Origin of the sequence: Streptosporangium sp. NPDC002524, assembly GCF_040295985.1 — a bacterium.
In the GTDB taxonomy this organism is placed as follows: Bacteria; Actinomycetota; Actinomycetes; order Streptosporangiales; family Streptosporangiaceae; genus Streptosporangium.
Genome location: NZ_JBEOWK010000001.1, coordinates 141,325 through 166,455 on the forward strand (window position 1 = coordinate 141,325; position 25,131 = coordinate 166,455).

A 25,131-nucleotide genomic window follows, 5' to 3' on the forward strand; every position below is an offset into this window, starting at 1 on the left:
GCCTCGGAGCGTCCACCGGCGACCCGCGCCCCTGACGTGAATCCGGCCGCCGGTGCGCGTGTCCGCGTCAGCACGGGCACCGGTGTCGGTGTCGGTGGGCGTCGGTGTCGGTGGGGGTCGGTGGGGGTCGGTGGGGTCAGCCCGCGCGATCGTGGTCGGCCAGAACTTCGTCGATGACGCGGCGGTTGACCGCGGCTCGCCTCTCGTCCCTGTCGATGTCCTCGACCAGGGTGATCAGGGCCTTCCACAGCGCCCAGCCGCGAGCCCGCGCCCACGTGGCGGGCTCCTGGCCGACGGCGCCGCGGAAGGCCTCCCGGCTCTCGCCGGAGAACATCGTCCACGCGATCACCAGGTCGCAGGCGGGATCGCCGACGCCTGACGTCCCGAAGTCGATGACGGCGGACAGTTTTCCGTCCCTGACCAGCAGGTTGCCGCTCGCGAGGTCGCCGTGGAACCACACCGGCGGCCCGGACCAGGTGGCGTCGAGGGCGGCGTCCCACACGGCCGATGCCCGGGCGGTGTCGATGCGGCCTTCCAGCGCGGCGAGAGAGCGGCGTGTCTGGTCGTCGTAGTGGGCCGGTGACGCGCCCCGGTAGAAGCTGTGCGCGCCCGCCCGCGGCCCGCCGGTCGCGTCGACGCGCTGCAGGGCGAGAACGAACTCGGCGACCGAGACCGCGAACCCGGACAGGTCGCCGATGCGGTCGAGGCTCGCGGTCTCGCCGTCCAGCCAGCCGCGGATCGACCAGCTGAACCGGTATCCCTCGCCCGGAACCCCCTTCGCCAGCGGCACGGGAATGGCGACCGGCAACGACGGGGCGAGGACCGACAGCCATCGGTCCTCCTTGTCGACCGCCGGGACATAGCCGGCGGCGGTGGGAAGGCGCACCGTCATCTCGTCACCGAGACGGTAGGTGCGGTTGTCCCACCCGTCGACCTCGACCGGGGTCACGGGAAGGGCGCTCCACTGCGGGAACTGGGCCGCGACCAGTCGCTTCACCAGCGCCGCGTCGATCCCGGCGCGACCGTCACTGTGCGGGCTCTCTACCACCCCGAGAGTGTGTCGGCCGTTCCCTCCGCCGTGCAAACGGTTTTCGGCGCCCCTCGGACGCGGACACGGACGCCGTCACGTGACAGGCGGGCGGGCGGGTGAGTCGGCGGGCTACGTGACGAGGGCTACGGGCTTACGGGCTTACGGGCTACGGGAGATGCGCGGCCGCCTCCCCGGCACTGCCGGTTCCTCCCGCCTGGACGGGTCCCGCTGCCGGGCGAGTCCCTCTCACGTGGCCGGGCCCTGCCGTCTGGGCGGGTCCCGCTGCCTGTCCGGGTCCCGCTGTCCGGGCGGGTCCCGTCGCTCCTCCGGCGCGGAGGAGGAGGTCCGCCTCGGCGATGGGGTTCTCGTGGGTGCCCGCCGACGTGCAGGCGTGGGCTCCGGCGACGGCTCCGAGGGGGATGGAGTCGTCGAGGGAACGCCCGGAGAGCAGCCCGTACAGGACCCCCGAGACGAACGCGTCGCCCGCGCCGTTGCTGTCGACCACCGGCCCCGGCAGGGGGGCGGCGGGGAAGCCGCGGAAGCCGTCCGCGTCCAGGACGCGGCAGCCCTCGGCGCCCTCCGTGCAGACCACGGCCCTCGCGCGGCCACGCTCCAGGATGTCGCGCATGACCTCGTCGCGGCGTGGGCCGAGTGCGGTGGCCGACAGGAAGATCAGGTCGGAGGAGTAGGCGAAGTCCCTGTGGTGGTCGTTCTCGCCGTCCCAGTCGTGCAGGTCGGTGGAAACGGACCCGCCCCCCAGGACGATCCCGGCCCCCGGAACGGTTCCGGTGGCCGGTTCGAGTCCGGTGCTCGGTTCGAGTCCGGTGCTCGGTTCGAGTCCGGTGCTCGGGTCGGGTCCGGTGCCGGGGCCGGGTTCGGTGCGCGAGTCGGAGCCGGTGCGCAGGTCGGAGTCGGCGCTCGGGTGAGAGCCGGTAGGCAGGTCGGAGCCGGTACGCAGGTCGGAGTAGACGTGCCGGGAGAAGTCGGTGATCGACACGTGGACGTGCCGGGCCGCGCGGACCGCGTCCAGGTAGAGCTCCCTGGGCAGCCGCTCGCCCGGCGCGGCGCGCGGATCGAACAGCGAGGTGCGCCGCCCGTCCGGGCCGACGAGCAGGATGCTGCGCCGGGTCCCCTGCGGTGCGAGCGCCCAGCCGGTGTCCACCCCCCTCTCCGCGAAGTGGGCCCGGACGAACCGGCCCTGCGGGTCGTCGCCGATCAGGTCGACCAGCTTGACCCTCAGCCCGAGCGCGTGGCAGCCGAGGGCGACCCCGCTGCCGGTGTTGCCGATCCGGTCGATCACCGGCGGGACCGCGTAGGTGTCGGCGTACGGCAGGGGGAGCGAGGGCACGTAGGCGGTGGTGTCGACTCCGGTGCCGCCGATGACGACGACGTCGTGACCAGTGTCCATCGGGCCATGGTCCCACCCGGCCGGGCACGTGTCCCGGCGGCAGGACACGTGCCCGGCAGCTGACCGGAGGGCCCGGACCGCTGTGGTCTAGCGGCTGACCAAGGGGCCGGAGCCGGTTGAGCGGCGGACGACGAGTTCGGGCTGGAACATCAGCTCGACGTGTTTGGCGCGGACCCCGTTGATCTCCTCAAGAAGGGTCGCCACCGCCGCAGAGGCCATCGAGCCGATGGGCTTGCGCACGGTGGTGAGCGGCGGGTCGGTGAACGCGATCAGCGGCGAGTCGTCGAACCCCACCACAGACACCTCCCCCGGCACCGACAGTCCCCGGTCGCGGCAGGCCCGGATCGCGCCCAGCGCCATCAGGTCGGACGCGCACACGATCCCCGTGCACCCCCGCGCCAGCAGCTGCGCCGCGGCGGCCTGCCCGCCCTCCACCGAGAACAGCGAGTGCGAGATCAGCTCGTCGGTGTCCGTGACGCCGAGCAGCTGGGACATCGCCTGCCGGTAGCCCTCGATCTTCCTGATCACCGGGACGAACCGGCGCGGCCCCACGGCCAGGCCGATGCGCTCGTGGCCGAGGTCGGCCAGGTGTTGCACGGCGAGCCGGGCCGCCGCCCGGTCGTCCGGGGAGATGAAGGGAGCCTCGACGCGCTCGCTGTAGCCGTCGAGCAGGACGATCGGCAGCCCGCGCTCGATCAGGCGCGTGTAACGGTCCATCTTCGCCGTGGTGTCGGCGTGCAGCCCGGAGACGAAGACGATGCCGCTCACCCCGCGGTCCATCAGGAGCTCGGTGAACTCGTCCTCGGGGGCGCCCCCGGGCAGCTGGGTGCAGAGCACCGGGGTGTAGCCGTGCTGGGTGAGCGCCTTCTCGATGGCCTGGGCGAAGGCCGGGAAGATCGGGTTGTCCAGCTCGGGGGTGACCAGGCCGACCAGGCCGTTGCTGCGCTGGCGCAATCGCTGCGGGCGCTCGTACCCCATCAGGTCCAGGGCCGTCAGCACCGCCTGCCGGGTCGACGGCGACACGCTGGGCTTGCCGTTGAGCACCCGGCTGACCGTGGCCTCGCTCACCCCGGCCTGCGCGGCGATGTCGGCCAGCCGGATCGCCGTCCCGTCGGAGCGGAGACGTGAGGTCTGCGCGAGCTCACCGTCCATCAAGCAGTCACCCCACCAAGCGGCTGAACACCATGCGACTGAACACCATGCGACTGGACCAGGCGCGAAACGATCGGCATCCGGCACCCTCTATGAAATTCGTTTCTGCAACTTTTCGCAAATTGTAACATTTCAACCCTCGCACTGGCGTTCCGGTAAAGGCCCTATGTCACGGCCGGATGTCACACCGGGGAACGGAGAAGTAACCATTAGATGAGCAATTTCTAACGACATCTATGGACACACGGGCAAGTGTCGCGATGTACTACCTCATCAATCACACGGCTGGGATCCGGGCGGGGGCGCCCGGGAGGAACGAGCGCGCATGAGTACCGTCGTCCTCGACAACGTGAGCAAGGTATACCCGGGCGGATACCTCGCGGTCGACCGCATGAGCCTGCGCGCGGAAAACGGGGAGTTTCTCGTACTCCTGGGCCCCTCGGGCTGCGGTAAGTCCACTCTGCTGCGGATGATCGCGGGGCTGGAGGAGGTCACCGACGGGGACCTGTGGCTGGGCGGCACGCTCGCCAACGAGCTCGCCCCCCGCGACCGCGACGTGGCCATGGTGTTCCAGAACGGCGCGCTCTACCCGCACCGGACGGTACGCGGCAACATCGCCTTCCCCCTGGAGATCGCGAAGGCCGACCCCGCGATGGTCAGGGAGCGTGTGACGGAGCTGTCGAAGGCGTTGCACATCGACGAGACCCTGGAGAGGCGCCCTGGAACGCTCTCCGGTGGCCAGCGCCAGCGCGTGGCGATGGGCCGCGCGATCGTCCGCCAGCCCTCGCTCTTCCTGATGGACGAGCCGCTCTCCAACCTGGACGCGGGCATGCGCACCGAACTCCGGATGGAGATCTCGTCGCTGGTCCGCTCCCTCGGGGTGACCACGATCTACGTGACGCACGACCAGGTCGAGGCCCTCACGCTGGCCGACCGGATCGCCATCATGAACCGCGGCGTCCTGCAGGACGTCGGCACCCCGGGCCAGGTCTACAACGACCCCGCGACCGCCTTCACCGCGGCCTTCCTCAGCTCCCAGCAGATCAACCTGCTCGCGGCCACCGTGCGCACCCCGCAGAACCAGTTCATCCTCCTGGACTTCGGCCCGCACCAGATCATGATCCCCTGGACCGATCCCAGGGCGTACGTCATCTCCCAGCACGTGGGCCACCAGATCATCGTCGGCCTGCGGCCGGACTGCCTGGCCCCGGTCCCCGACAGTTTCGACGGGCCGACCTTCCTCGGCCGCGTCCGCGCCCTGGAGTACCACGGCCACGAGTGGCTCGCCTACGTCGAGAGCGGGCTGACCTCCGTGGCCGTGCCCGAGCCTCCCGACCCCCGGCACAAGGCCAACGGCCTGGGCGTCCCCCTCGTCGGCGGGCGGATCCGCTCGGTCCTGCGGCGGCTGATGCCCGGAGGGGCGTTCGACGAGGACGCCGAGCCGCAGCAGGCGCAGGAGCAGGTCAGCGGCAACCACCGCCGGGCCGACCTCATCGTCCGCCTGGGGTCCCGCCCGGTCTGGCGGGCCGGGGAGTCCGCCCGGGTGGGGGTCGACGTCACCCGCCTGATGCTCTTCACCATGGACGGCGCCCGCATCGACCCGCCGCAGCGCTGACGCGGCCCCGCCCCGGAGCCACCCCGGAGCCGACGCGGAGCCACCTTGGAACCGACGCGGCGGCGAGGCGAGGCGGTCAGGCCGGCCTGATGGTCTCGCCGATCCGGTCGAACAGGTCCTGCTTGCCCCCGGTGTCGGTGCTGAGCGTGACGATGCAGGTCCTGTCCGCGACCGGCACGTAGTACTGGGTGCCCCGGACGTCGACGCCGTTGGTCTCGAACGAGTAGACGATCCGCGCCGCCTCCCTGGAGCCGATCCGCACCTTCTTCGTCTCGGCGACCTTGGCGTTGAGCTGTTCCAGCTGGGACCTGGTCTCCCTGAGCAGCTGTTCCGTCGAGATCTGCCGCCCGGCCTGGCAGAAGGCGTTGAGGTTGGTGGGGAAGCCGTTCTTGGAGGCCTTCGCCGATTTGGTGTCCGACGCCCAGATCCCGTTGTTGTCGACCAGGGTCTGCAGGCTCTTCTTCGCCTGTTCCAGCGTGGGTCCCGTCAGGCCGCTGTTCTTCAGCCCCTTGTCGAGGTCGTCCTTGGTCAGGTCGAGCGCCACCCACTCCTTCGGGACCGCGACGGTGACGCCGTTGGCGGGTCCCCCGATCCGCTTGAACCCCTCCGGCACGGGCGCGGCGCTCTCCGGCGAACCGGATCCGGAACCGGGGCCGGGACTCGGCGTGACGCTCGCGCCGGGCTCGGCGCTCTGCCCGGGGCCGGGACTTCGCGCGAGGTCGGGGCCTCGTACCGGGGCGGCGGGAGCGGCGCCCGTGACGGTCCCGATCCCACCCCCGCAGGCCGTACTCGCTCCCAGGCAGGGTCCCAGCAGGGCCCCCAGCAGGGTCATCGTCACGACGTGGTGGAGCTCGGACATCAGGCTGCCCTCCTCGCGGACCCGCGGGGGCCCGGTACCGATACGACCAGCGGCGTCTATCGGGGGAGATCCGATGCGGGTGTGCGCGACGGTCACCGTCCCGCCGGGCGGACCCGGCCGCCCTCCAGGAACCCTCCACGGGCGGGACCGGGCACGACGGACGGGAAGGCGCGGTCACGGAAGGTGGCGCCGAGCCACTCCTAGCCTTCCTACCCCATAACCGACATATCGGAAACGCGGGGAGTCAGGAGGCGCGGCTCATGATGGAGACGATCTCCAGGACGCGGATGGCACGGTCCAGCTCCGCGCGGTGGAAGGGGGGGCCGTCGGTCCTGGCCAGGACCAGGTGCCGGCTCGTCTCCGGCACCGGCAGGCTCATCAGCTGGTGCCGCCCGGAACCGAGGACGGCGGGACGCAGCGTGGCGAGGTCGGCCGCCTTGACACCGACGAGACCACCCGTCTCGTCGAGGGTCATCGGGGCCTGCCAGCTGCGGTGGACGAGATCCTCGCTCTCCGGCGACAGGATCACCGCCCACTCGGCGCTCACCAGGTCGGGCATGGCGTCCACGAGGGTGGCGAAGGCCCTGCCGGGATCGGCGGCGACGTGCTTCAGCAGGTCGTAGTCGGGCGCGGTGCCGGGTATCTCGCGGGTGGGCCAGACACCCTCGACCCGCATCCCCGGGACGCCCGAGAGGCGGTCCCTGACCGTCTCCGCGTCCACGGTGCCGGGCCAGGAGACGGTGAAGTCGTCCACCGCCCGGCCCACCTCGCGTTCCAGGACCGTCACCTGGAGGATGTCCGCACCCAGCGTGCCGAGCACCCGGGCCGCCTGGCCCAGAGCACCCGGCCTGTCGGGGAAGGAAACGCGTAGCCGCAACATCATGCCGATCACCTCGCTCTGCGCACCAGACTGTCCTAGCCAGGTTTCACGAAGGTTCCGGGGAGATGTCCAGAATAAAGCCTGAAGTACGTAAAAATCAGGACTGATAGGCCCCGGCGGCGGGGCTCGCGGACAGCGCGGCACCGGAGAGGTCACGGGCCAGGCCCGCGCCTCCGTACCAGGTGGGGCCGAGCTTGACGCCCCGGCCGAGCGCCGGGGAGCCCGGACGCAGGCGCAGGTCCGTCCGGCTCCTGAAGCGGGGGTCGGCCACGATCGACCGGGGGCCGAGCTTGAACTTCAGGGAGCGGCCCTTGTAGACGCCGGCGTCCTCGTCGGCCCCCTTGCCGTCCTCGAAGCCCACCTCGCCGCCGACCACGATGATGTTGTTGCGCAGCTTCAGGATCCCCGGGGAGCAGCCGTCGTGGCAGGCCCAGCCGAGGGTCTTGCGGGCGGGCAGGTAGACCGAGTTGTGCACCGCGACGGTGCCCTTCACCGGGCCGACCACGTGACCTGCGCCCCGGGTGACGAGGAAGGAGCCCCTGCGCGAGGAGGTGACCACGTTGTGGGCGAAGATGTTGCCCCCCGCGGTCTTGCCCTTCTGCGCGCCGAGCTCGACGAAGGTCTCGTTGTTCCTGGCGACGTTGTGGGTGATCCGGTTGCGGTCGCCGTTGAACACCTCGACGGCGGCGCCGTCGGTGCCGTAGTCCTCGCTGCTGGCGTAGCTGCCGGTGATCACGTTCCCGGTGACGAGGTTGTCGTCGCCGTTGAGCAGCACGCCGAACGCGCCGGAGTCGTCGTCGCCGCCCTCGTCGTTGACGCTCATCCGGTTGTTGTCGCTCAGGACGCTGTTCTTGACGACGTTGCGCGCGCCGATGAAGTGGACGCCGGTGATATTGCGGTCGGCGATGACGCGGTCGAGCTCGTTGCGGCTGCCGCCGACCTCGAAACCGGCCCACTGGCAGTTGCTCGCCCGCACCCCCACGACCCGCACGTAGGAGCCCGAGATCACCACGCAGGCGGCGTCCCTGCCGCTGATCCTCGGGGCCGCGCCCTTGCCGTACGGCTCGACCGAGATGGGGCTGGCGGCGGTGCCCCGGCCGGACAGCGTCAGCGCGCCCGGCCAGCTGCCGCCGCGCTTGAGGCGCACGACGTCGCCGGGGCCGAGGGTGGCGGCGTTGACGTTGTCCAGGCTGCGCCAGGCCGCCGCGGCCGAGGTGCCGGCGGCGGAGTCGTTCCCCGACTTCGAGTCGACGTAGTAGACGGTGCCCGCCGCGGCGGCTCCGGGCACGGCGACGAGCATGTTTCCCGCCACGAGAGCCCCTGCGACGGGAGCGGCCCACAGCCTCGTCGAGATCATTCTGGTACGCTCCATCGCCGTTCCCGCCAGTACGTCAGCGGAGATCTTCGCACACCCGGGGTTCACTCAGCGATCCGAGTGAAGGACGCACAGCTGGCCGTTACCTGCGCCCCACCCCGGCGGCCCGGGAGGCGGCCCGGGGCCGGGGTTGCCCGGCCGCCGTCCGCGCGGCTCACGCCCTGGTGGCGACGGTCAGAAGGTGGGCCGGGGAGCGCGTCAGGACGTACTCCTGCGGCCCGTGACACCCTGCTTCGGCGAGCCACCGGGTGATCGTCTCCGGGGAGTACAGCCGCCCGCCCTGGGTGTGGTGCAGGTTGAGCTCGAAGAGCGGGGTGAAGGCCCGCATCGCCGCGTCGCCCGGATGCCCGGGATCCCTGTCGAGGACGAGCACGACCCCGCCGGGGCGCAGCGTGCGCGCCGCGGCCCGCAGCAGGGCCGAGGCCTGCTCCTCGCCGAAGCCGTGCAGCAGGTTGAACAGCAGCACGGCGTCCTGGTCCCGGTACGGAAGATCGCCCAGGATGTCCCCGGGGAGGAGGATGACGCGGTCGTCCATCCCCGCCGAGGCCACCGCCGAGCGGCCCGCGTCGAGCCCCGAGGGCAGGTCGACGACGGTGGCGCCCAGCTCCGGCCGGTCCCGGCAGTAGGCGATGCTGTAGCGGGCGTGCCCGCCGCCCAGGTCGAGCAGCCGGGAGGCGCCGCGCGGCAGGGGGACGACGGCGGCGATCTCCTCCGCCAGCCACCCCGCCTGGTCCTGGAGCAACCGCTGGAAGCGGGCCAGCACCTCGGGGCGCCCGGCCAGCCAGGCGTAGAAGTCGGCGCCGCGCCTGCCGGAGCGCACCGACTCCTCCAGCCCGCCCCAGAGCCCGGCCAGGACCTCCTGCCAGAACAGCAGCGTGTTGCCGTACCCGCCGAGCAGCGGGCGGGACACGGCGGTCAGCGCGTACCCGCCGGGCTCGGAGGTCACGTACCCGGTCGCGGCGAGCGCGCCGAGCAGGACGCGCAGGCCGTCCCGGTCGGCGCCGAGCCCCGCGGCCAGCTCGGGCAGGTCCCTGGGCCCGTCCGCCAGGGCCTCGAACAGGCCGAGCCGGAGCCCCGCCGCGGCGGCGTGCGCCGACATGGCGCCGATCACGTCGAGATGGGGACCGGGCGCCTCTCCGCTCTCCAGGTAGCGGCGGGCGTCCTCGGGTGTCAGGTGGAGCGGCATCGGACCTCGTTCGTGTGGGTCGCGGTTTCGTGAGGGGCGCGGGTCGTGAGGGGCGCGGGTCGCGGGTCGCGGGTCGTGAGGGTCGCGGTTTCGTGAGGGGCGCGGTTCGTGTGGGTCGCGGGTCGCGAGGAGTCCGGTTCCCGAGGAGCGCGGGTCGTGCGGGGCGGGAGGGGTCAGGAGACGGGTGCGGGTGCGGGGTCCGCCTTGGGCGCGTCGGGGATCTCGCGCTCCAGGCGGCGGAGCCGGGGCAGGACGAACGTCGTGACCGCGAGGACGACGAGCAGGAACCCGTCGATCAGGTAGATCAGGGCGATGCCCCTGCCGGGGCCCGTCCCGATCAGTTCCCCGACGCTCCCGGCGAGCGTGCCGCCCGGCATCAGCAGGGGGCCGGTGAGGTGCTCGGCGGCGGGCGCGGCGGTCAGGTAGGCGATGGGCACCGCGCACTGCCCCAGGGTGCGCGCCGTGGCGAGGACCCGGCCGAGCGCCCCGGCCTCCGTCTTGAGCTGCAGGACCGTCATCACGGAGCCGTTGACCACCGGCAGGATGAACAGGAACGCGGGGGCGACCACCGCGATGAGCGCGACCGAGGGCGACAGGCCGTGCGCGGCCAGGGCGATCCCGCCGACCCCCATGAAGAGGCTCACCCCGGTGATCCTGCGGCGCGGTCCTCCCCACAGGCCCATGACCAGGCTGCCCGCGAACAGTCCCGCACCACCGGCGAACACCAGCACCCCGAGCGTGGCGGGCCCGGTGAACGACAGGATGAGCGGGCGGATCAGCACCCCCGCGACGGCGAACAGGAGATTGAACGCGGCGAAGACCGCCACCAGGGGGAACAGGCCGTGGGAGCGCAGGTGCCGCAGCCCGAAGAGCAGGTCGGAGCCGAGGGAGGGCGGGCTCGCGACGGACTCGGGCCGGGTGGCCGACCGGGGCAGCCGGGTCGCCAGGACCACGACCGTCGCGACGGCGAACGACAGCAGGTCCATCAGGAGCACCCCGCGCAGTCCGATCACCTCCAGCAGCGTCCCCGCCGCCACCGGGGCCGCGATCTGCAGCCCCCAGCTGGCCTGCATCAGCCCGTTGGCCCTGCCCAGGTGGCGTTCGGGGACCAGCAGCGGTGTCAGCGCCTGGTAGACGGTGAGGTGGAAGGTCCCGCAGATCGCGCCGATCGCGGTGGCGACGTAGACGTGCCACACGGCGAGGCTCTCCGTCTGGACGATCAGCAGCAGCGCGGCCGTCGACAGCGCCGCCCCGCAGTCGCTCAGCACGAGCACCCACTTCCTGTCGAAGCGGTCCACGATCACCCCCGAGAAGGGGGTGATGAGGATGCCGGGCAGCGTGGCGCAGAGCATGGTGAGGGCGAACTGGGTCTCGGATCCGGACTCCTGGTAGACCCAGACGCTGAGCACGAAGCCGGTGAGGCTGGAACCGATCACCGACACCAGCTCGGCGGACCAGATGCCGGCGAACCTGAGCGCGTCGGCTCTCAACGAAGCCCTCCTTCTGGGGAAATTTCGGCGGACGTCTCGTCAGGCGTCTCGATGGGTTTTTCGACGGGTTCCCCGGCGACGACCCCGGCGGGCGTCCGCGAGACCGTCCCGGTCCGCGGAACCGTCTCAGTCCGCGGAGCCAGCCCGGCCTGCGGAGCCGTCCCGGCCTGCGGAGCCGTCCCGATCTGGGAAGCCGTCCCGGTCTGGGGAGCCGTCCCGATCTGCGGAGCCGTCCCGGCCTGCGGAGCCGTCCCGGTCTGCGGAATTGTTCCGGTCGGCGGAGTTGTTCCGGTCGGCGAGGCCGTTCCGGGGAGAAGTCCGGGGCACGTTTCGAGGAACGCGAGATAGCGGCCGATCAAGGCGGAATCGGGCGGCGGGCAGGCGAACGAGGTGTCGAACCCCGGCCCGCGCGGCCCCGGCGGCTCCTCGCCCAGGTCGGCGGCGAACGGCCCCATCGCGACCGGCTCCCCGGCGGCGGAGCGCCGCAGGATCTCCGCCCGCCAGCGCTCCCAGGGGACCGGCTCGACGTCGTACCCGTGATCGAGCAGGGCCGCCGCCATCTGCCGGTAGGTGATCCCCTCGGCGTCGAAGTAGTGGAAGTCACGCCCAGCCGACGCCGGGTCCAGGAGTCTCGCCACGATGGCGGCGGCGAGGTGGTCGACGGGGATGACGTCCTCGGCGACCGGGATGTCGGGCACCATGCGGAGCTGGACGAACGTGGCGAGCAGCCGGTTGAGGTAGTCCGAGGGGTCGCCTCGGCCGGTGAGGCTGTGGCCACCGGCTCGCGCGGGCCGGTGGACCGTCACGGGCAGGCCGTGCTCGCGGGCCCGCCGCACCGCCGCGTCGGCGACCCACCTGGTCTGGTAGTACGGGGAGGCCAGCCCGGCGGGGTCGTCCGGGGCCTCGTCCTCGGCGATCGGGCGGTCCCTGCCCGCCCAGCCCAGATACACGCCGAGGGTGGAGACGGTGTGCAGCGGGGTCGGCCGCAGGTGGGCGGCGAGCCGGACCACCTCCACGGTCCCGCCGACGTTCACGGGGGCGAGCATCCGGTACGGCTGGACGAAGTTGACGATCCGCCCGGTGTGGCAGATCAGGTCGACACCCTCCGCCACGGCGTCGTAGCGGCCGGGCTCCAGCCCCAGCCGGGGTGCCGTCAGGTCCCCGGCCAGACCGGTGATCCTTTCCCGGTAGCCGGGCCTCCAGAGGCCGTGCCGGGTCAGGACGTCACGGACCCGGTCGGCGGCGGCCCGCTCGTCCTCCGCTCTGACCAGGCACATCACCTCGGGGACACCCCGGTCGAGCAGCTCGGCCAGCAGGTGCGCCCCGAGAAGACCCGTGGCCCCCGTCAGCAGCACCCGTCCGGGCCACCCCGCCGCCACCCCGCCCGGCGCAGAACCGACCGAGCTGACGGGGCCGACCGGGCCGACCGGGCCGACCGAGCCGACCGAGCTGACCGGGCCGACCGAGCTGACCGGGCCGACCGAGCTGACCGGGCCGACAGAGCTGGCCGAGCCGACAGAGCCGGAGACGTCGCGCGCACCGGGCACGCCACGCACGCCCCCCGGCACACCGGGAAGCTCAGCCCCGCCCCCCGGCACACCGGACACGGGGCCGGAAGCCCCACGCCCCTCCCCCGGTACCCCGGACGCCCCGGCCCCGTCCCCCGGTACGCCGCGCGCCGAGGCGAGGGCGTCGCGTACGTCGCCGGGCAGCACCGCCAGCGCCCGCAGGTCGTCGTCGCCGAGGACAGGTTCCGGCGTGGCCGCGGAGGCCGCGAACTCCGCCAGGTCGGCCGTCTCGAAGAGGCCGCCCAGGGAGAGCTCGACCCCGGCCTCCCTGCGGACCTCGCCGAGCACCCGGGCGGCGAGCAGCGAGGACCCGCCGAGGGCGAAGAAGTTGTCGTGGCGCCCCACCCGGGGAAGGTCGAGGATCCGGGCCCACACCCCGGCCAGCGCCGTCTCCACCGGGCCGCGCGGCGGGACGTATCCGGGCGCGTCCCGCGAGGCGTCCGGGAGCCGTCCGGTGTCGATCTTCCCGTGCGGTGTGCGCGGGATCTCGTCGAGCGGCACGAGCACGGCGGGCACCATGTGCCGGGGCAGCCGCTCGCGCAGGAAGTCCCGCAGTCTCTCGGGGTCGGTGGTGCGCGGTGCCACGTAGCCGATGAGCCGGTCCCCCTCGGGGGAGGCCACGACGGCCGCGTCCCGCACCCCCGGGTGCGCCGCGACGGCGGACTCGATCTCGGCGGGCTCGATCCGGTAGCCGTTGACCTTCAGCTGCCTGTCGGCCCGCCCGAGGAACTCCAGCGTCCCGTCGGGCAGGTATCTGGCCAGGTCCCCGGTCCGGTACATGCGGGCCCCCTCGCGCCCGGCGTGGGGGTCGGGGACGAACCGCGCCTCGGTCTCCTCGGGCCGGGCGACGTAGCCCCTGGCCAGGCAGTCGCCCCCCAGGTGCAGCTCGCCCGGCGTGCCGGTGGGTGCCAGGCCGCCCCTGCGGTCGAGGACGTACGCGCGGACGTGCGGCAGGGGGCGCCCGATCGGCAGGTGTTCCCGCCCGGCCGCCTCACCGCCGTCGCGGGTGCGGTGCACCGTGGCGCACACGGTCGCCTCGGTCGGGCCGTAGTGGTTGAACAGCTCGACCCGGCCGCCGGTGGCGGCGGCCCAGGCGCGGACCGCCCAGAGCGGTACCCGCTCCCCGCCGACCATCATCGTGGTGACCGGCCAGTCGGCGGGCACCGCTCCCGGCGCCAGCCCGGCCGCCCACCCGCGCCACAGGGAGGCCGCGGTGTCGACCGCGGTCACGCCGTGCCGCGCGCAGAAGCGCACCAGCTCCGGCCCGTCGAGCAGGGCGGGGTCGGGGTGCAGCACGACGGCGGCCCCCGAGCACAGGGCGGGGAACAGGTCCCCCACCGAGGCGTCGAAGGTCAGCGGCGGCAGCATCAGCACCCGCCCGCCGGGCCCGAACCCGTGCACGACGCGGAACGACTCGGTCAGCCGGGTGAGGGTCCCGTGGGTCACCATCACCCCCTTGGGCCGCCCGGTGGACCCCGACGTGTAGATCACGTACGCGAGGTCCCCCGGCTCCACGGTCGGCCCCTCACCGGGGCCACCGTTGCCACCGACGGCCCCGGGGTCGGCCGCGTCGTCGGGAGAGTCGGGAGCGTCCGCGAGACGCGCGAAGCCCTGTGCGGCCCCACGCTCCCCACCGCTCTCGGCGCTCTCGGCGCTCTCGGCGCTTTCGACATCGCCGAGGTCCCCGGCTTCTCCGGCCTTCCCGGCCTTCCCGGTTTCTCCCGCTTCCCCGGCTTCCCCGGTTTCCCCGGTTTCCCCGACGGTGAGGACCGTGCCGGGGTAGCCCGCGAGCGCGGCCCGGTGCTCGCCGGAGGTGACGGCGGCGACCGCTCCGGCCTCCAGGAGTATCCCGGCGATCCTGTCCGGCGGGTCGGCCGGGTTGAGCGGCAGGTAGGCGGCTCCCGCCCTCAGCGCGGCGAGCAGGGCGACGACGGCGTCCCCGCCGTTCGGCAGGACGACGGCGACGACGGATTCGCGTCCCGCCCCCGCCTCCCTCAGCCGCGCCGCCAGCCGCGCCGAGCGGCGTTCCAGCTCGCCGTAGCCGACCGTCCCCGCCTCCGAGACCAGCGCGGGAGCACCGGGGGTCTCGGCCGCCCACCGGGCGATGAGCTCGTGAACCGCCGTGAAGCCCCCGGCGGCCGGGGAGCCGCGCACCGCCGTGGACTCCCCGGCACCCAGGGGATCGCGGAGCACCGGACCGCCCCCGGTAGCCAGGGACCGCTCACCCCCTGGAAGGCCGCCGTACGAGGCGTCCGGCGTACCGGCGTGGATCCCGTCGTGGAGCGGGACCTGCCAGACCCGCAGGTCCGGGGTGGCGGTGAAGGCGGACAGGAAGACGACGACGTTGCGCAGGAACCGGTCGACGGTGCCCTCGTCGTAGAGGTCGGCGGAGTAGTCGGCGTGCAGCTCGATCCCCCTGTCGCCCGCGCTCACGACGAGGGTGAGGTCGAAACGGGCGCCGGGGGAGGACTCGTCGAGCTCCCAGGTCTCCGTGGTGACGTTCGCCGCCCGCTCGGCGGACCCGCTCCCCTCCCCCATGACGAGCAGCGTCTGGAAGACGGGGTTCCTGCGCAGGTCCCGGGGGGCTCCGGCGAGTTCGGCGATCTCCTCGAACGGCGTCGCCTGGTGGCCGAGCCCCCTGATGACCGAGCCGCGCACGGCGCGCAGGAGCTCGGCCAGGGTGGGGTCGGCCCGCAGGTCCGTCCGTACCGGGATGAGGTTGATGTAGCAGCCGACCGAGCCCTCCAGCTCGACCAGGTGCCGGTTGACCAGGGCGGTCCCGACGACCACGTCCTCCTCGTCGGAGTGCCTGGCCAGGGCGGCGGTCATCGCCGACATCGCGATGACGAACAGGGTGACGCGCCGCGCCCTGCCGAGGGCGTGCAGGTCCGAGACCAGGCCGTCGGGCAGGCGCAGGGACCGGCGGGCCCCGCCCAGTACGGGTTCGCGGGGCCGGGCCCGGTCCTGCGGGAGGGTGGTGACGGCGGGCGCGCCGGACAGGTGCTCGCGCCAGTGGGCCAGCCCGGCCTCGCGTCCCTCCACCCCCTGACCGGCGAGCCAGGCGGCGTAGTCGGGGAACTGGGCGGTCACCGGCCCCGGCGGCTCCGCGCCGTCGACCAGGACCCGGTAATGGGCCCAGAGGTCCTCCTCCAGGATCCCGAGCGAGGGCGCGTCGCACATGATGTGGTGCAGGCACCAGCTCAGGACGTGCTCCCCGGACGCGAGCCTGATCAGTACGGCCCGGTGCAGCGGGGCGCCGTCGAGGGTGAACCTGCGCGACAGCACGTCCCTGGCGACGACACGCGCCCCCTCTTCGTCGGGCGCGTCCACCACCAGCAGTTCCGGCCCGCTCTCCCGTACCACCTGGGCGGGTCCCTCGACTCCCTCGGCTCCCTCGCCTCCCTCGACGATGACCAGGCGCAGTGCCTCGTGCCGTTCCACGACGGCGGTGAAGGCCGCGCGCAGCGCGTCCGTGTCGAGCGGCCCGGTGAGTCGCTGGAAGGTCCAGCAGACATAGGACGCCCCGCCGCCGGCCCCGGCCCGGTCGAGGAACCACAGGCGCGCCTGGGCGGGGGTGAGCGGGATGGGCGCGGCGGGGTCGCGGCGCACGGGCGGCGTCGCGGACGGTGTCGCGGGCGGTGTCACGGGCGGTGTCACTCGACCCCCTCCATGACGGCCTCCATGACGATCTCCCGCAGGTGGGCGGGCACCCTGCCGCCGAACCTGGTCAGGTACGCGCGCCGGTGGGCCGGGTCCCCCCACAGGAAGGGCAGGTCCGTGGCGACCATGTGGCGGATCGCGAGCAGCGGCACCGGACCGGCCAGGGGCCGCAGCAACGGGTTCCACAACCCGGGCTTGTCGGGCGGCCCGTCGTGGAACTCCCCGATCATCAGGCCCTCCTCGACGAAGGCGTCCTTCAGCGCGTTCTGCGCGCCGTCAATGAGCGCCAGGCGGTCGCCGAGCCCGGGGAGGAGCAGCAGGATCGCGGTGAACACGGCCTCGGGCCCGTCCAGCGGCGCGAGCGCGGTGAACCAGGCCCGGTAGGGCTCCATCGCGGCGGCGACGTCCTCGACGGTCTCGACGGCCTCCCCGGCGCGGGGCACCGCGAGGTAGAACCTGTTCCGGCTCAGCGAGCCCTGGGCGTACGGGCAGACCGGGCCGTTGCGGCCCAGCTCGGGGTGCGGGCGGCACAGGTAGGTCCCCGCCCAGTCCACGACGGCCCGCATCGCGTCCCCGTGGGCGAGGACCTCGGGCGGCGGGGACGGGGCGTCGAGGTCGGCGACCTCGATCAGGCGGAGCGACGGGTCTCCGGGGTGCGTGATCACGGGGCCGTCCTCCGCGGGGAGGAGGCGATCCGGACGGCCGCGAGGGCGGCTCCCGCGGCCAGCCCCCCGGCCAGTGCCGCGCCCGACCAGCGCAGCACCCGGTCCTGCCGGTGGGCCCGGCGCAACGCCTCGCCGTACGGCATGTCGGTGTGCGAGACCATGGTGTAGAGCGGCCGCCACAGGGTCGGGAAGGCGCGGTTCAGCGCGAGGTCGGCCTGCCTGCGGGCCAGCCGCAGCGGTGACCGGGTGCCGTCGCGCAGGTCGGCGAAGTTCCGCTCGGACAGGTCGGCCAGGATGTCGGTGTGCGGTTTGCGCAGCCGTTGGTACTCCTCGAACGCGGCTTCGCGGTCGCGGGGGTGCCGGGCGAGGCAGCCGTCGAGCACCAGGCAGTCCTCCAGGGCAGAGTTCATGCCCTGGCCGTAGAACGGGTAGACCGCGTGGGCGGCGTCGCCCGCGAGGACCACCCGGTCCGCGTGCCGCCAGCGCGAGGTGCGGATGGTCACCAGGTTCCCGACCGGGTTGGCGGCGTACTGCTCGGCCAGGTCGGGCACGAGGTCCACCACGCCGGGGAAGACCCGCCGGAAGAAGCGGGTGACGTCCCGCCCCTCGGTGAGTTCGGCGAAGCCCGGGGCGCCGGAGTGCGGCAGGAAGAGGGTCGCGGTGAGCGAGCCGTCCACGTTGGGGTGGGCGACGATCAGGGCGTTCTCACCGGGCCAGACGTGCAGCGCCTCCAGCGGGACGCGGGAGCCTCCGCCGGGGGCGGCGGGGATGGTGAGCTCCTTGTACCCCCATTCGAGGAACTCCTGGCGGTAGTCGGCGGCGAGCCCCCGCTGCATCGCGGCGCGCACGGCGGAGAACGCTCCATCGGCGCCGACCACGAAGTCCGCGCGGGCGTCGCGCGTCTCGCCGGTGATCGTGTCGGCGAGGGTCAGCCGCCCGCTCTCGCGGTCGACTCCCGCGCAGCGGACGCCGAAGAGGTGCCTCACCCCCTCGTGAGCTGCGGCGTTCTCGACGAGGAGGGTGGTGAGCTCGTCCCTGCGGACCGAGTAGAGGATCTCCCCCGGGTCGGTGCCGTACGCCTGGAAGGCCGCGGGCCTGCCCGGACGGTGGATCATCCGTCCCCGCATGGGCACGAGCCTGTCCCCGAGAGCGTTCCACAGGCCGACGTGCCGCAGGGCGCGGATGCCGCGGGCCGACAGGCCCAGGTTGATCGAGCGCCCCTCGCCGTCGCCCTTGCCGTCGCGCGGGTCGGGGCGCATGTCGTAGACGTCGACCGGGTGGCCGCGGCGGGCGAGGAGGATGGCGAGCAGCGACCCCGCCGGACCCGCCCCGACGACCGCCGCCCTGTCCGCGGGAACGGACTCGGAGGCGGACTCGGAGGCGGACTCGGAGGCGGGCTCGGAGGCGGGCTCGGAGGCGGACTCGGAGGCGGAGGCGGGCTTGGGAACGGCCCCAGGGGTGGGCACGGAGCCGGGCTCAGGGGCGGACGCGGGGACGGCCGCGTGGGCGTGGCGGTGCGGGCCGCCGGACAAGCCGGATAAGTCAGGTAAGACAGATAAACCGGCTAAGCCGGGTAAGTGGGAAGCGTCCGTCACGGCGTCTCCTCCGGTCCCGCGGCGCGGTACGAGGGCGTGCCCGCGCGCTCGCGGATCGGAACGGCGAGCCGGAGAGGAACCGGAACGGTGGCCCGGGAAGGACCCGGGACGGCGAGCCGGAGAGGAACCGGGCCGGTGGGCCGGGAAGGACCCGGGACGGCGAGCCGGAGAGAAACCGGGCCGGTGGCCCGGGAAGGACCCGGGACAGTGAGCCGGAAAGGAACCGGGCCGGTGGGCCGGGAAGGGTCGGCGGTCATGGCGATCTGGGTGAGGTCGTGCACACTCAAAACCGGCCTCCTGGGGGGCGCGCGAGGTCGACGGGTCGAACGAGGGTGGGGTTCCGGGCCGGGGCGGCCCGGATGACGCTGATGACGCGGATGCCGAGCGGAAGGACCGGCGGCTGTGACGGTCTTCGCGATGTTCGAGGGGACCGGCGGCTCTGGCGGCCTTCGCACTGCCCGGGAGGACCGGCGGCTACGGTCTTCGCGGTGTTCCGGAGGACCGGCGGCTGCGGCGGTCTTCGCGGTGAGGATCTCGGAGTATAGAGATCGGCGGGCACACCGGGGAAGCCCGCGACGGTGGCAGGAATGGATCGTTGCGAAATGTCAGCGGGCGGGGGCGTTCAGCGGACGATCTTGGGTCCCGAGCCCGTCGAGCCCCGCACGATGAGTTCCGGCTGGAAGATCAGTTCGGAGTGCTGGCCGGGCGTCCCGGCGACGGCCTCCAGGAGGGTGTGCACGGCGGCGGTGACCATCGGCTGCACGGGCTGGCGCACGGTGGTGAGCGGCGGGTCGGTGAACGCGATCAGCGGCGAGTCGTCGAACCCCACCACCGAGACGTCCCCCGGCACCGAGAGCCCCCGGTCGCGGCAGGCCCGGATCGCGCCCAGCGCCATCAGGTCCGAGGCGCACACGATGCCCGTGCAGCCGCGTGCCAGCAGCTGCGCCGTCGCGGCCTGGCCGCCCTCCACGGAGAACAGCGAGTGCGAGATAAGCCCGTCGACGTCCGTGACGCCGAGCAGCTGGGACATCGCCTGCCGGTAGCCCTCGATCTTCCTGATCACCGGGACGAACCGGCCGGGGCCGACGGCGAGGCCGATGCGCTCGTGTCCCAGATCGGCCAGGTGCTGTACGGCGAGCCGGGCCGCCGCCCGGTCGTCCGGGGAGATGAACGGGGCGGGCACGTCGGCGGCGTGCCCGTTGAGCAGGACGATCGGCACGCCCTGCCCGATCAGCTGGATGTAGCGGTCCGAGCGGGCGGTGATGTCGGCGTGCAGCCCGGAGACGAAGATGATGCCGCTCACCCCGCGCTCCACGAGCAGCTCGGTGAACTCGTCCTCGACCGCTCCGCCGGGCAGCTGGGTGCAGAGGACGGGCGTGTAGCCGTGCTGGGTGAGCGTCTTCTCGAAGGCCTGCGCGAAGGCCGGGAAGATCGGGTTGTCCAGCTCCGGGGTGACCAGGCCGATCAGCCCGTTGCTGCGCTGGCGCAATCGCTGCGGGCGCTCGTACCCCATCAGGTCCAGGGCCGTCAGCACCGCCTGCCGGGTCAGCGCGGAGACCCCCGGCTTGCCGTTGAGCACCCGGCTGACCGTGGCCTCGCTCACCCCGGCCTGCGCGGCGATGTCGGTCAGCCTCGCGGTGCCGGTACCGCCGTGACCGGTGCCGGTACCGCCGTGGCCGAGGGTGCTATGCGGCATCGGTTCCCCACCAGACGGCGGAGTCGGGGGCGAGCCGTGCCACGCCGCCCTCGACGGCCGTCTCCGCGCTGGCCAGCAGGATCCGCCCGGGGGCGGGCAGCTCCACGGGCTCGCCGGTGAGGTTGACCGTGCAGGCGAACCCGTCGCCCCTGGTGAAGGCCAGGGTGCCCGCCGGGGAGTCGAGCCAGGTCAGCGGGGCGTCGTCGGGGGCGTCGTCGAAGGAGCGGCGCTCGCGCCTGATCCGCAGCGCCTCCCGGTAGAGGTTCAGCGTGGAGACCGGGTCGCCGAGCTGGGAGGCGACGCTGAGCGGCCCCCAGGAGGGCGGCATGGGCAGCCAGGTCCCCTCGGCGCCGGGCAGGCTGAAGCCGAAGTGCGGCTCGCCGTCGGCCCACGGGAGCGGCACCCGGCAGCCGTCGCGGCCGTCGTCGGGGTCGCGCAGGCGCTGCGGGTCGCGCAGGAACTCCTCGGGCAGGTCGAGGACCTCGGGCAGCCCGAGTTCCTCGCCCTGGTAGACGTAGGCGGAGCCGGGCAGGGAGAGCGTGAGCAGGGCGGCGGCGCGGGCGCGGCGCAGGCCGACCTCGCCGCCGCCGTACCGGGTGAGGTGGCGCTTGACGTCGTGGTTGGAAAGGACCCAGGTGCAGGGCGCGCCGACCAGCCCGGCCGTCGTCAGCGACTCCTGGATGACCGCGCGGAACGCGGCGGCCTCCCAGGGGGCGACGAGGAACTGGAAGTTGAACGCCTGGTGCATCTCGTCGGGGCGGACGTAGTTGGCCAGCCGCAGCGAGGACGGCGCCCACGCCTCGGCGACGCCGATCCGCTCGCCGGGGTAGGAGTCGAGCAGCCTGCGCCAGGCCCGGTGGATCTCGTGCACGCCGTCCTGGTCGAAGAACGGCACCACCTCGGTGCCGATCATCCCGACCTGGTCGGGGTGGCCGACGTCGGGCAGGCCGTCGGCCTTGACCATGCCGTGGGCGACGTCGACGCGGAAGCCGTCGACCCCCATGTCGAGCCAGAACCGCAGGATCGACTCGAACTCCGCGTGGACCTCGGGGTTCTCCCAGTTCAGGTCGGGCTGCTGGGGGGCGAACAGGTGGAGGTACCACTCGCCGTCGGGCAGCCGGGTCCACGCGGGACCGCCGAAGACCGACTCCCAGTCGTTGGGCGGCAGCTCCCCCGCGACGCCCCGGCCCTCGCGGAAGAGGTAGCGCTCCCGCGCGGGGTCCCCGGGGGGCGCGGCGAGGGCCTCCAGGAACCAGGCGTGCCGGTCGGAGGTGTGGTTGGGCACCACGTCCACGATGACCCGCAGGCCGTGCCGGTGCGCGTCGTCGATCAGCGCCCCGGCGTCGGCCAGCGACCCGAAGATCGGGTCCACGTCCCGGTAGTCGGCCACGTCGTAGCCGAAGTCGGCCATCGGCGAGGTGAAGAACGGGGTGAGCCAGACCGCGTCGACCCCGAGGTCCGCGAGGTAGGGGAGCCTGCCGCGCGCGCCGAGCAGGTCACCCACGCCGTCGCCGTTGCCGTCGGCGAAGCTGCGCACGTAGACCTGGTAGATCACCGCGTCGCGCCACCATCGGGTGGCGGTCCCGGTACCCCGGTCCGTCCGGGCAAGCTCGGTCATATTAAATCCCCCGATCGGATGACATATCAGGACGTAGTACCACAGTGGTGTTACGACTTCGTGGCACCGGCGGTGAGCCCGGTGACCAGGTGCCGCTGGACGAGCAGGAAGACGACCGCCGCCGGGACCGCGATCAGCACCGCCGCCGCGGTGAGCAGGCCCCAGTCCGACCAGTGCTGGCCGACGAACTGCTGGAGCCCGATGCCGAGCGTGCGCTTCTCCTCCTGCGACATGAACACGGTGGCGTACGCCACCTCGCCCCAGGCGGTCATGAACGAGTAGAACGCGGTGACCGCGAGGCTCGGCCTGGCCAGCGGCAGGATGACCCGCCAGAACGCGCCGAACGGCGTGAGGCCGTCGACGAGTCCCGCCTGGTCGATCTCGCGCGGGATGGAGTCGAAGTAGCTCTTCATCATCCACGCGCAGAACGGCACCGCCACCGTCATGTAGGCGATGACCAGCCCGGGGATCTGGTTGAGCAGCCCGAGGCCCGCCATCAGGTTGTAGAGGGGCACGATCAGGATCGCCACCGGGAACATCTGGGTGACGAGCAGCATCCACATCACCCCCCGGTAGCCGGGGAAGCGGAAGCGGCTGATGGCGTACCCGGTCGTGGAGGCGAGGAAGACGCCGATGACCGTGGTCAGCCCGGCGACGATCACCGAGTTGAGCAGCCAGGTCGGGAACCGCGTCTCGGTGAGCACCCGCACGTAGTTGTCCAGCGAGGGCTGGTTGAAGATCTCCAGCTCGCTGGAGAGCCAGCCGTCGCGCGGCTTGAGCGAGGTCAGGACCAGCCAGACGATCGGGAACACCGAGGTGACGACCGCGGCGAGCAGGGTCGCGTGCAGCAGGATCGACTTGCCGACACCGCGCTCCCCTCGTCCGCGGACACGCCCGGTGGTGGTGGCGGTGCTCACCAGACCTCCCCTTGCTTGCGCAGCGAGCGCCGGTAGACCACGGCCAGCACGACGAGGAGCAGGAGGATGATCACTCCCCACGCCGCGGAGTTGGAGTAGTTGCGGACGCCGGTGAAGGCCTCGCGGAAGGCGTAGGTGACCAGGATCTCGGTGGAGCTGCCCGGCCCTCCCCCGCTGATCAGGTAGATCACCGGGAACATGTTGAACGTCCAGATCGTGCCCAGCAGGACGACCGTGCTCGACACGGTACGCAGGCCGGGAATCGTGATGAAGCGGAAGCGCTGCCACGGCGTGGCGCCGTCGACCTCGGCCGCCTCGTACAGCTCACCGGGGATCGACTGGAGCCCGCCCAGCACGGCGACCATCATGAACGGCACGCCCATCCAGACGTTGACCGCGATGACCGCGATCTTCGCCGTGGTCGGGTCGTCGAGCCAGCCGACCGCGCCCAGCCCGGCGGCCCGCAGCATCGCGTTGATCACGCCGAAGTCGCTGTTGTAGAGGTAGCGCCAGATGAACGCCGAGACGAAGCCCGGGATCGCCCACGGCAGGATGAGCAGCAGCCGGTAGGCCGAGCGGAACCTCAGCTTGCGGTTGAGCAGCATGGCCAGGCCGAGGCCGAGGCCGTAGTGGAACGCCACGCAGGCGACGGTCCACACCACCGTCCAGGTCAGCTTCTCCCAGAACAGCCCGCTGGTCAGGATCGCGACGTAGTTGTCGAACCAGGTGAACTCGTACGTCGAGGGGATGACGTTGACGCCGATCGTCCGGCCGATGTTGGCCTCGGTGGCGTCGGTGAGCGAGAGGTAGACGCCCCTGGCCAGCGGCCAGCCGACCAGCAGGCCGGTGACCAGGATCACCGGGGCGACCATGGCCCAGGCGTACCAGTGCGTGCCCATCGCCCGCCGGAACGGGCCGCCCGGCGGGCGGCCCCGGCCGCGGGCGCCGTCGGCGCCCGCGGCCCGGTCCCTGGCCGTGCCGTTCACACGCCCAGTCGAGAGCGCCACGGGTCAGCTCCAGTCCTTGAAGATGCCTCGGTACTGGCCGTCGACCTTCTTGAGCATGTCCTCGGGGGTCGCGGTGCCGCCGACGAGCGACTGGTAGCCCTCGAGAAGCGGCTGGAAGAGCTGGCCGCCCTCGGGGATCCACGGCCGGGCGGTCGCGGTGTCCATGATGGGCTTGAAGACGGCGACGTCCTTGTTGGCCTGCACGTCGGGGTTGTCGTACGCCGAGACGCGGGTCGGCAGGAGGCTGATCTCCTTGGCCACCTTCGCCTGGGACTCGGGGGTGCTCATGAAGCGGACGAACTCGTAGGAGGCGTCCAGGTTCTTGGAACCGGCGTAGATGGCGAGGTTCCAGCCGCCGGTGGGGGCTCCGGCCTTGACCGAGCCCGCCGGGACGGGGGCGATGCCCAGGTTCTCCTTGTCCTTGAACTCCTTGCCCTGGTAGATCTCCGACAGCGCCCACGGGCCGTTGTAGATCATCGCGGCCTTGCCGTCCTTGAGGGCGGTCATCGCGTTGGCGTAGCTGTCCTGGATCGCGGGCTTGGGCGCGGCGCCGGAGGTGATCAGGTCGGCGACGGTGGCCATCGCCTTCACGTTCGCCGGGGAGTTGACGGTGATCTTCTTGTTCTGCACGTCGAGGAGGTCGCCGCCCTCGCCGTACATGAAGGGCAGCAGGAAGTAGGAGTCGACGTTGAGCGCGAGGCCGTTCGCGCCGGTCTTCTCCTTGACGTCGAGCGCTGCCTGCTTGAGCTCCTCGACCGTGGCGGGGGCCTTCTCGTGCCCGGCCTCCTTGAGCAGCCTCTTGTTGTAGAGGAGCGCGAGGGTGTCGGTGACCTGCGGGACGGCGTACGTCTTGCCGTCGTACTCGGTGCTGCTCAGCGGCCCCGGCAGGAAGTCCTGCTCGTTCTCCACGGCGCGCGTGCCCTCCAGCGGCTGGAGGTAGCCGAGGGAGGCGAACTGGGAGGTCCAGGCGACCTCGGAGCGGATCACGTCCGGCGCCCCCGCGCCCGCCTGCGCCGCGGTCTGGAACTGGTTCTGCGCCTGGTCGGAGGGGACGTTGACGTACTTGACCTTGATGCCCGGGTACTTCGCCTGGAAGTCCTTGATGAGCGCCTGGAACGTCGGGCCCTCGCTGTCCGGCCTGACGGTGTCCCACCAGGTGATCTCACCGCTGATCTTCGACGGGTCCGTCGCCGCGGGCTGGGTGGGAGCCGCCGTACCGGCGTCACCGCCACCACAGGCGGAGACCGCCAGGGCGAGGGCCGCGACAATCGCCGCGGCCGGGAAGGCTCGCCGCATGTTCTTCTCCTCGTGTTCGGGGGGCGGCCGGGACCGATGAGCCGTCCGGCCGGGTCTGGAGTACGCCGGACGTTACGCCGACGTGAACCTCATTGGAAGAAGTTTCTGCAAGAG

The 25,131-nt window shown here is 72.6% G+C and carries 17 protein-coding genes; 1 reads left to right on the top strand and 16 read right to left on the bottom strand.

Annotated features, from left to right (window positions below; genetic code table 11):
- Positions 1-136: 136 nt before the first annotated feature.
- The 3 genes from ABT053_RS00600 to ABT053_RS00610 form a co-directional block, all read right to left on the bottom strand.
- A complete protein-coding gene (locus ABT053_RS00600) occupies positions 137-1,048 on the bottom strand; it encodes an aminoglycoside phosphotransferase family protein (RefSeq protein ID WP_350966666.1) in 912 nt (303 codons plus the stop codon).
- A 148-nt stretch (positions 1,049-1,196) separates the two neighbouring features.
- Positions 1,197-2,438: a carbohydrate kinase family protein gene (locus ABT053_RS00605; protein ID WP_350966667.1), complete on the bottom strand. Its 1,242-nt coding sequence runs from the start codon at positions 2,436-2,438 to the stop codon at positions 1,197-1,199.
- Positions 2,439-2,525: 87 nt separating this feature from the next.
- Entirely contained in the window at positions 2,526-3,590 is a 1,065-nt protein-coding gene (locus tag ABT053_RS00610) for a LacI family DNA-binding transcriptional regulator (protein ID WP_350966668.1), read from the bottom strand.
- A gap of 325 nt (positions 3,591-3,915) precedes the next feature.
- Between ABT053_RS00610 and ABT053_RS00615 the strand changes: the two genes are divergently transcribed.
- On the top strand, positions 3,916-5,205 hold the full coding sequence (locus tag ABT053_RS00615; protein ID WP_350966669.1) for an ABC transporter ATP-binding protein: 1,290 nt from the start codon (positions 3,916-3,918) through the stop codon (positions 5,203-5,205).
- Between the two features lie 76 nt (positions 5,206-5,281).
- Here ABT053_RS00615 and ABT053_RS00620 read toward each other — a convergent pair whose 3' ends face one another.
- The 13 genes from ABT053_RS00620 to ABT053_RS00680 all read right to left on the bottom strand — a co-directional run bounded on the left by ABT053_RS00620 (position 5,282) and on the right by ABT053_RS00680 (position 25,017).
- On the bottom strand, positions 5,282-6,064 hold the full coding sequence (locus tag ABT053_RS00620) for a hypothetical protein (protein ID WP_350966670.1): 783 nt from the start codon (positions 6,062-6,064) through the stop codon (positions 5,282-5,284).
- 244 nt (positions 6,065-6,308) lie between these two features.
- Positions 6,309-6,947 carry an ACT domain-containing protein gene (locus ABT053_RS00625; RefSeq protein WP_350966671.1) on the bottom strand — a complete coding sequence of 213 codons (639 nt, stop codon included), beginning with the start codon at positions 6,945-6,947 and terminating at the stop codon, positions 6,309-6,311.
- Positions 6,948-7,041: 94 nt separating this feature from the next.
- On the bottom strand, positions 7,042-8,316 hold the full coding sequence (locus tag ABT053_RS00630; RefSeq protein WP_350966672.1) for a right-handed parallel beta-helix repeat-containing protein: 1,275 nt from the start codon (positions 8,314-8,316) through the stop codon (positions 7,042-7,044).
- Positions 8,317-8,473: 157 nt separating this feature from the next.
- Positions 8,474-9,505 carry a methyltransferase gene (locus ABT053_RS00635; protein WP_350966673.1) on the bottom strand — a complete coding sequence of 344 codons (1,032 nt, stop codon included), beginning with the start codon at positions 9,503-9,505 and terminating at the stop codon, positions 8,474-8,476.
- Positions 9,506-9,678: 173 nt separating this feature from the next.
- Positions 9,679-10,995 carry an MFS transporter gene (locus ABT053_RS00640; RefSeq protein WP_350966674.1) on the bottom strand — a complete coding sequence of 439 codons (1,317 nt, stop codon included), beginning with the start codon at positions 10,993-10,995 and terminating at the stop codon, positions 9,679-9,681.
- The gene (locus tag ABT053_RS00645; protein ID WP_350966675.1) at positions 10,992-16,220 is read right to left on the bottom strand and encodes a non-ribosomal peptide synthetase; all 5,229 of its coding nucleotides are present in this window, start codon (positions 16,218-16,220) and stop codon (positions 10,992-10,994) included. Before ABT053_RS00645 ends, ABT053_RS00640 begins: the two co-directional genes overlap by 4 nt.
- The gene (locus ABT053_RS00650; RefSeq protein WP_350966676.1) at positions 16,217-16,888 is read right to left on the bottom strand and encodes a DUF6875 domain-containing protein; all 672 of its coding nucleotides are present in this window, start codon (positions 16,886-16,888) and stop codon (positions 16,217-16,219) included. Before ABT053_RS00650 ends, ABT053_RS00645 begins: the two co-directional genes overlap by 4 nt.
- Positions 16,885-18,354, bottom strand: coding sequence for an FAD-dependent oxidoreductase (locus ABT053_RS00655; RefSeq protein WP_350966677.1), 1,470 nt, complete (start codon positions 18,352-18,354; stop codon positions 16,885-16,887). The genes ABT053_RS00650 and ABT053_RS00655 overlap by 4 nt, the downstream gene beginning before the upstream one ends.
- 751 nt (positions 18,355-19,105) lie before the next feature.
- A complete protein-coding gene (locus ABT053_RS00660; RefSeq protein WP_350966678.1) occupies positions 19,106-20,179 on the bottom strand; it encodes a LacI family DNA-binding transcriptional regulator in 1,074 nt (357 codons plus the stop codon).
- Complete coding sequence (locus tag ABT053_RS00665) at positions 20,169-21,797, bottom strand: glycoside hydrolase family 13 protein (protein WP_350966679.1); 1,629 nt, start codon at positions 21,795-21,797, stop codon at positions 20,169-20,171. The genes ABT053_RS00660 and ABT053_RS00665 overlap by 11 nt, the downstream gene beginning before the upstream one ends.
- Positions 21,798-21,847: 50 nt before the next feature.
- The gene (locus ABT053_RS00670; protein ID WP_350966680.1) at positions 21,848-22,714 is read right to left on the bottom strand and encodes a sugar ABC transporter permease; all 867 of its coding nucleotides are present in this window, start codon (positions 22,712-22,714) and stop codon (positions 21,848-21,850) included.
- Entirely contained in the window at positions 22,711-23,721 is a 1,011-nt protein-coding gene (locus ABT053_RS00675) for a carbohydrate ABC transporter permease (protein ID WP_350966681.1), read from the bottom strand. Before ABT053_RS00675 ends, ABT053_RS00670 begins: the two co-directional genes overlap by 4 nt.
- A gap of 3 nt (positions 23,722-23,724) precedes the next feature.
- Positions 23,725-25,017, bottom strand: coding sequence for an extracellular solute-binding protein (locus tag ABT053_RS00680; protein ID WP_350966682.1), 1,293 nt, complete (start codon positions 25,015-25,017; stop codon positions 23,725-23,727).
- Between the last annotated feature and the right edge of the window lie 114 nt (positions 25,018-25,131).

What these genes read in the sequence shown, in the direction of transcription:
- ABT053_RS00605 (WP_350966667.1), bottom strand. Translation starts at nt 2,438, where the DNA reads ATGGACACTGGTCACGACGTCGTCGTCATCGGCGGCACCGGAGTCGAC.
- ABT053_RS00610 (WP_350966668.1), bottom strand. Translation starts at nt 3,590, where the DNA reads ATGGACGGTGAGCTCGCGCAGACCTCACGTCTCCGCTCCGACGGGACG.
- ABT053_RS00615 (WP_350966669.1), top strand. Translation starts at nt 3,916, where the DNA reads ATGAGTACCGTCGTCCTCGACAACGTGAGCAAGGTATACCCGGGCGGA.
- ABT053_RS00620 (WP_350966670.1), bottom strand. Translation starts at nt 6,064, where the DNA reads ATGTCCGAGCTCCACCACGTCGTGACGATGACCCTGCTGGGGGCCCTG.
- ABT053_RS00625 (WP_350966671.1), bottom strand. Translation starts at nt 6,947, where the DNA reads ATGATGTTGCGGCTACGCGTTTCCTTCCCCGACAGGCCGGGTGCTCTG.
- ABT053_RS00630 (WP_350966672.1), bottom strand. Translation starts at nt 8,316, where the DNA reads ATGGAGCGTACCAGAATGATCTCGACGAGGCTGTGGGCCGCTCCCGTC.
- ABT053_RS00635 (WP_350966673.1), bottom strand. Translation starts at nt 9,505, where the DNA reads ATGCCGCTCCACCTGACACCCGAGGACGCCCGCCGCTACCTGGAGAGC.
- ABT053_RS00660 (WP_350966678.1), bottom strand. Translation starts at nt 20,179, where the DNA reads ATGCCGCATAGCACCCTCGGCCACGGCGGTACCGGCACCGGTCACGGC.
- ABT053_RS00665 (WP_350966679.1), bottom strand. Translation starts at nt 21,797, where the DNA reads ATGACCGAGCTTGCCCGGACGGACCGGGGTACCGGGACCGCCACCCGA.
- ABT053_RS00680 (WP_350966682.1), bottom strand. Translation starts at nt 25,017, where the DNA reads ATGCGGCGAGCCTTCCCGGCCGCGGCGATTGTCGCGGCCCTCGCCCTG.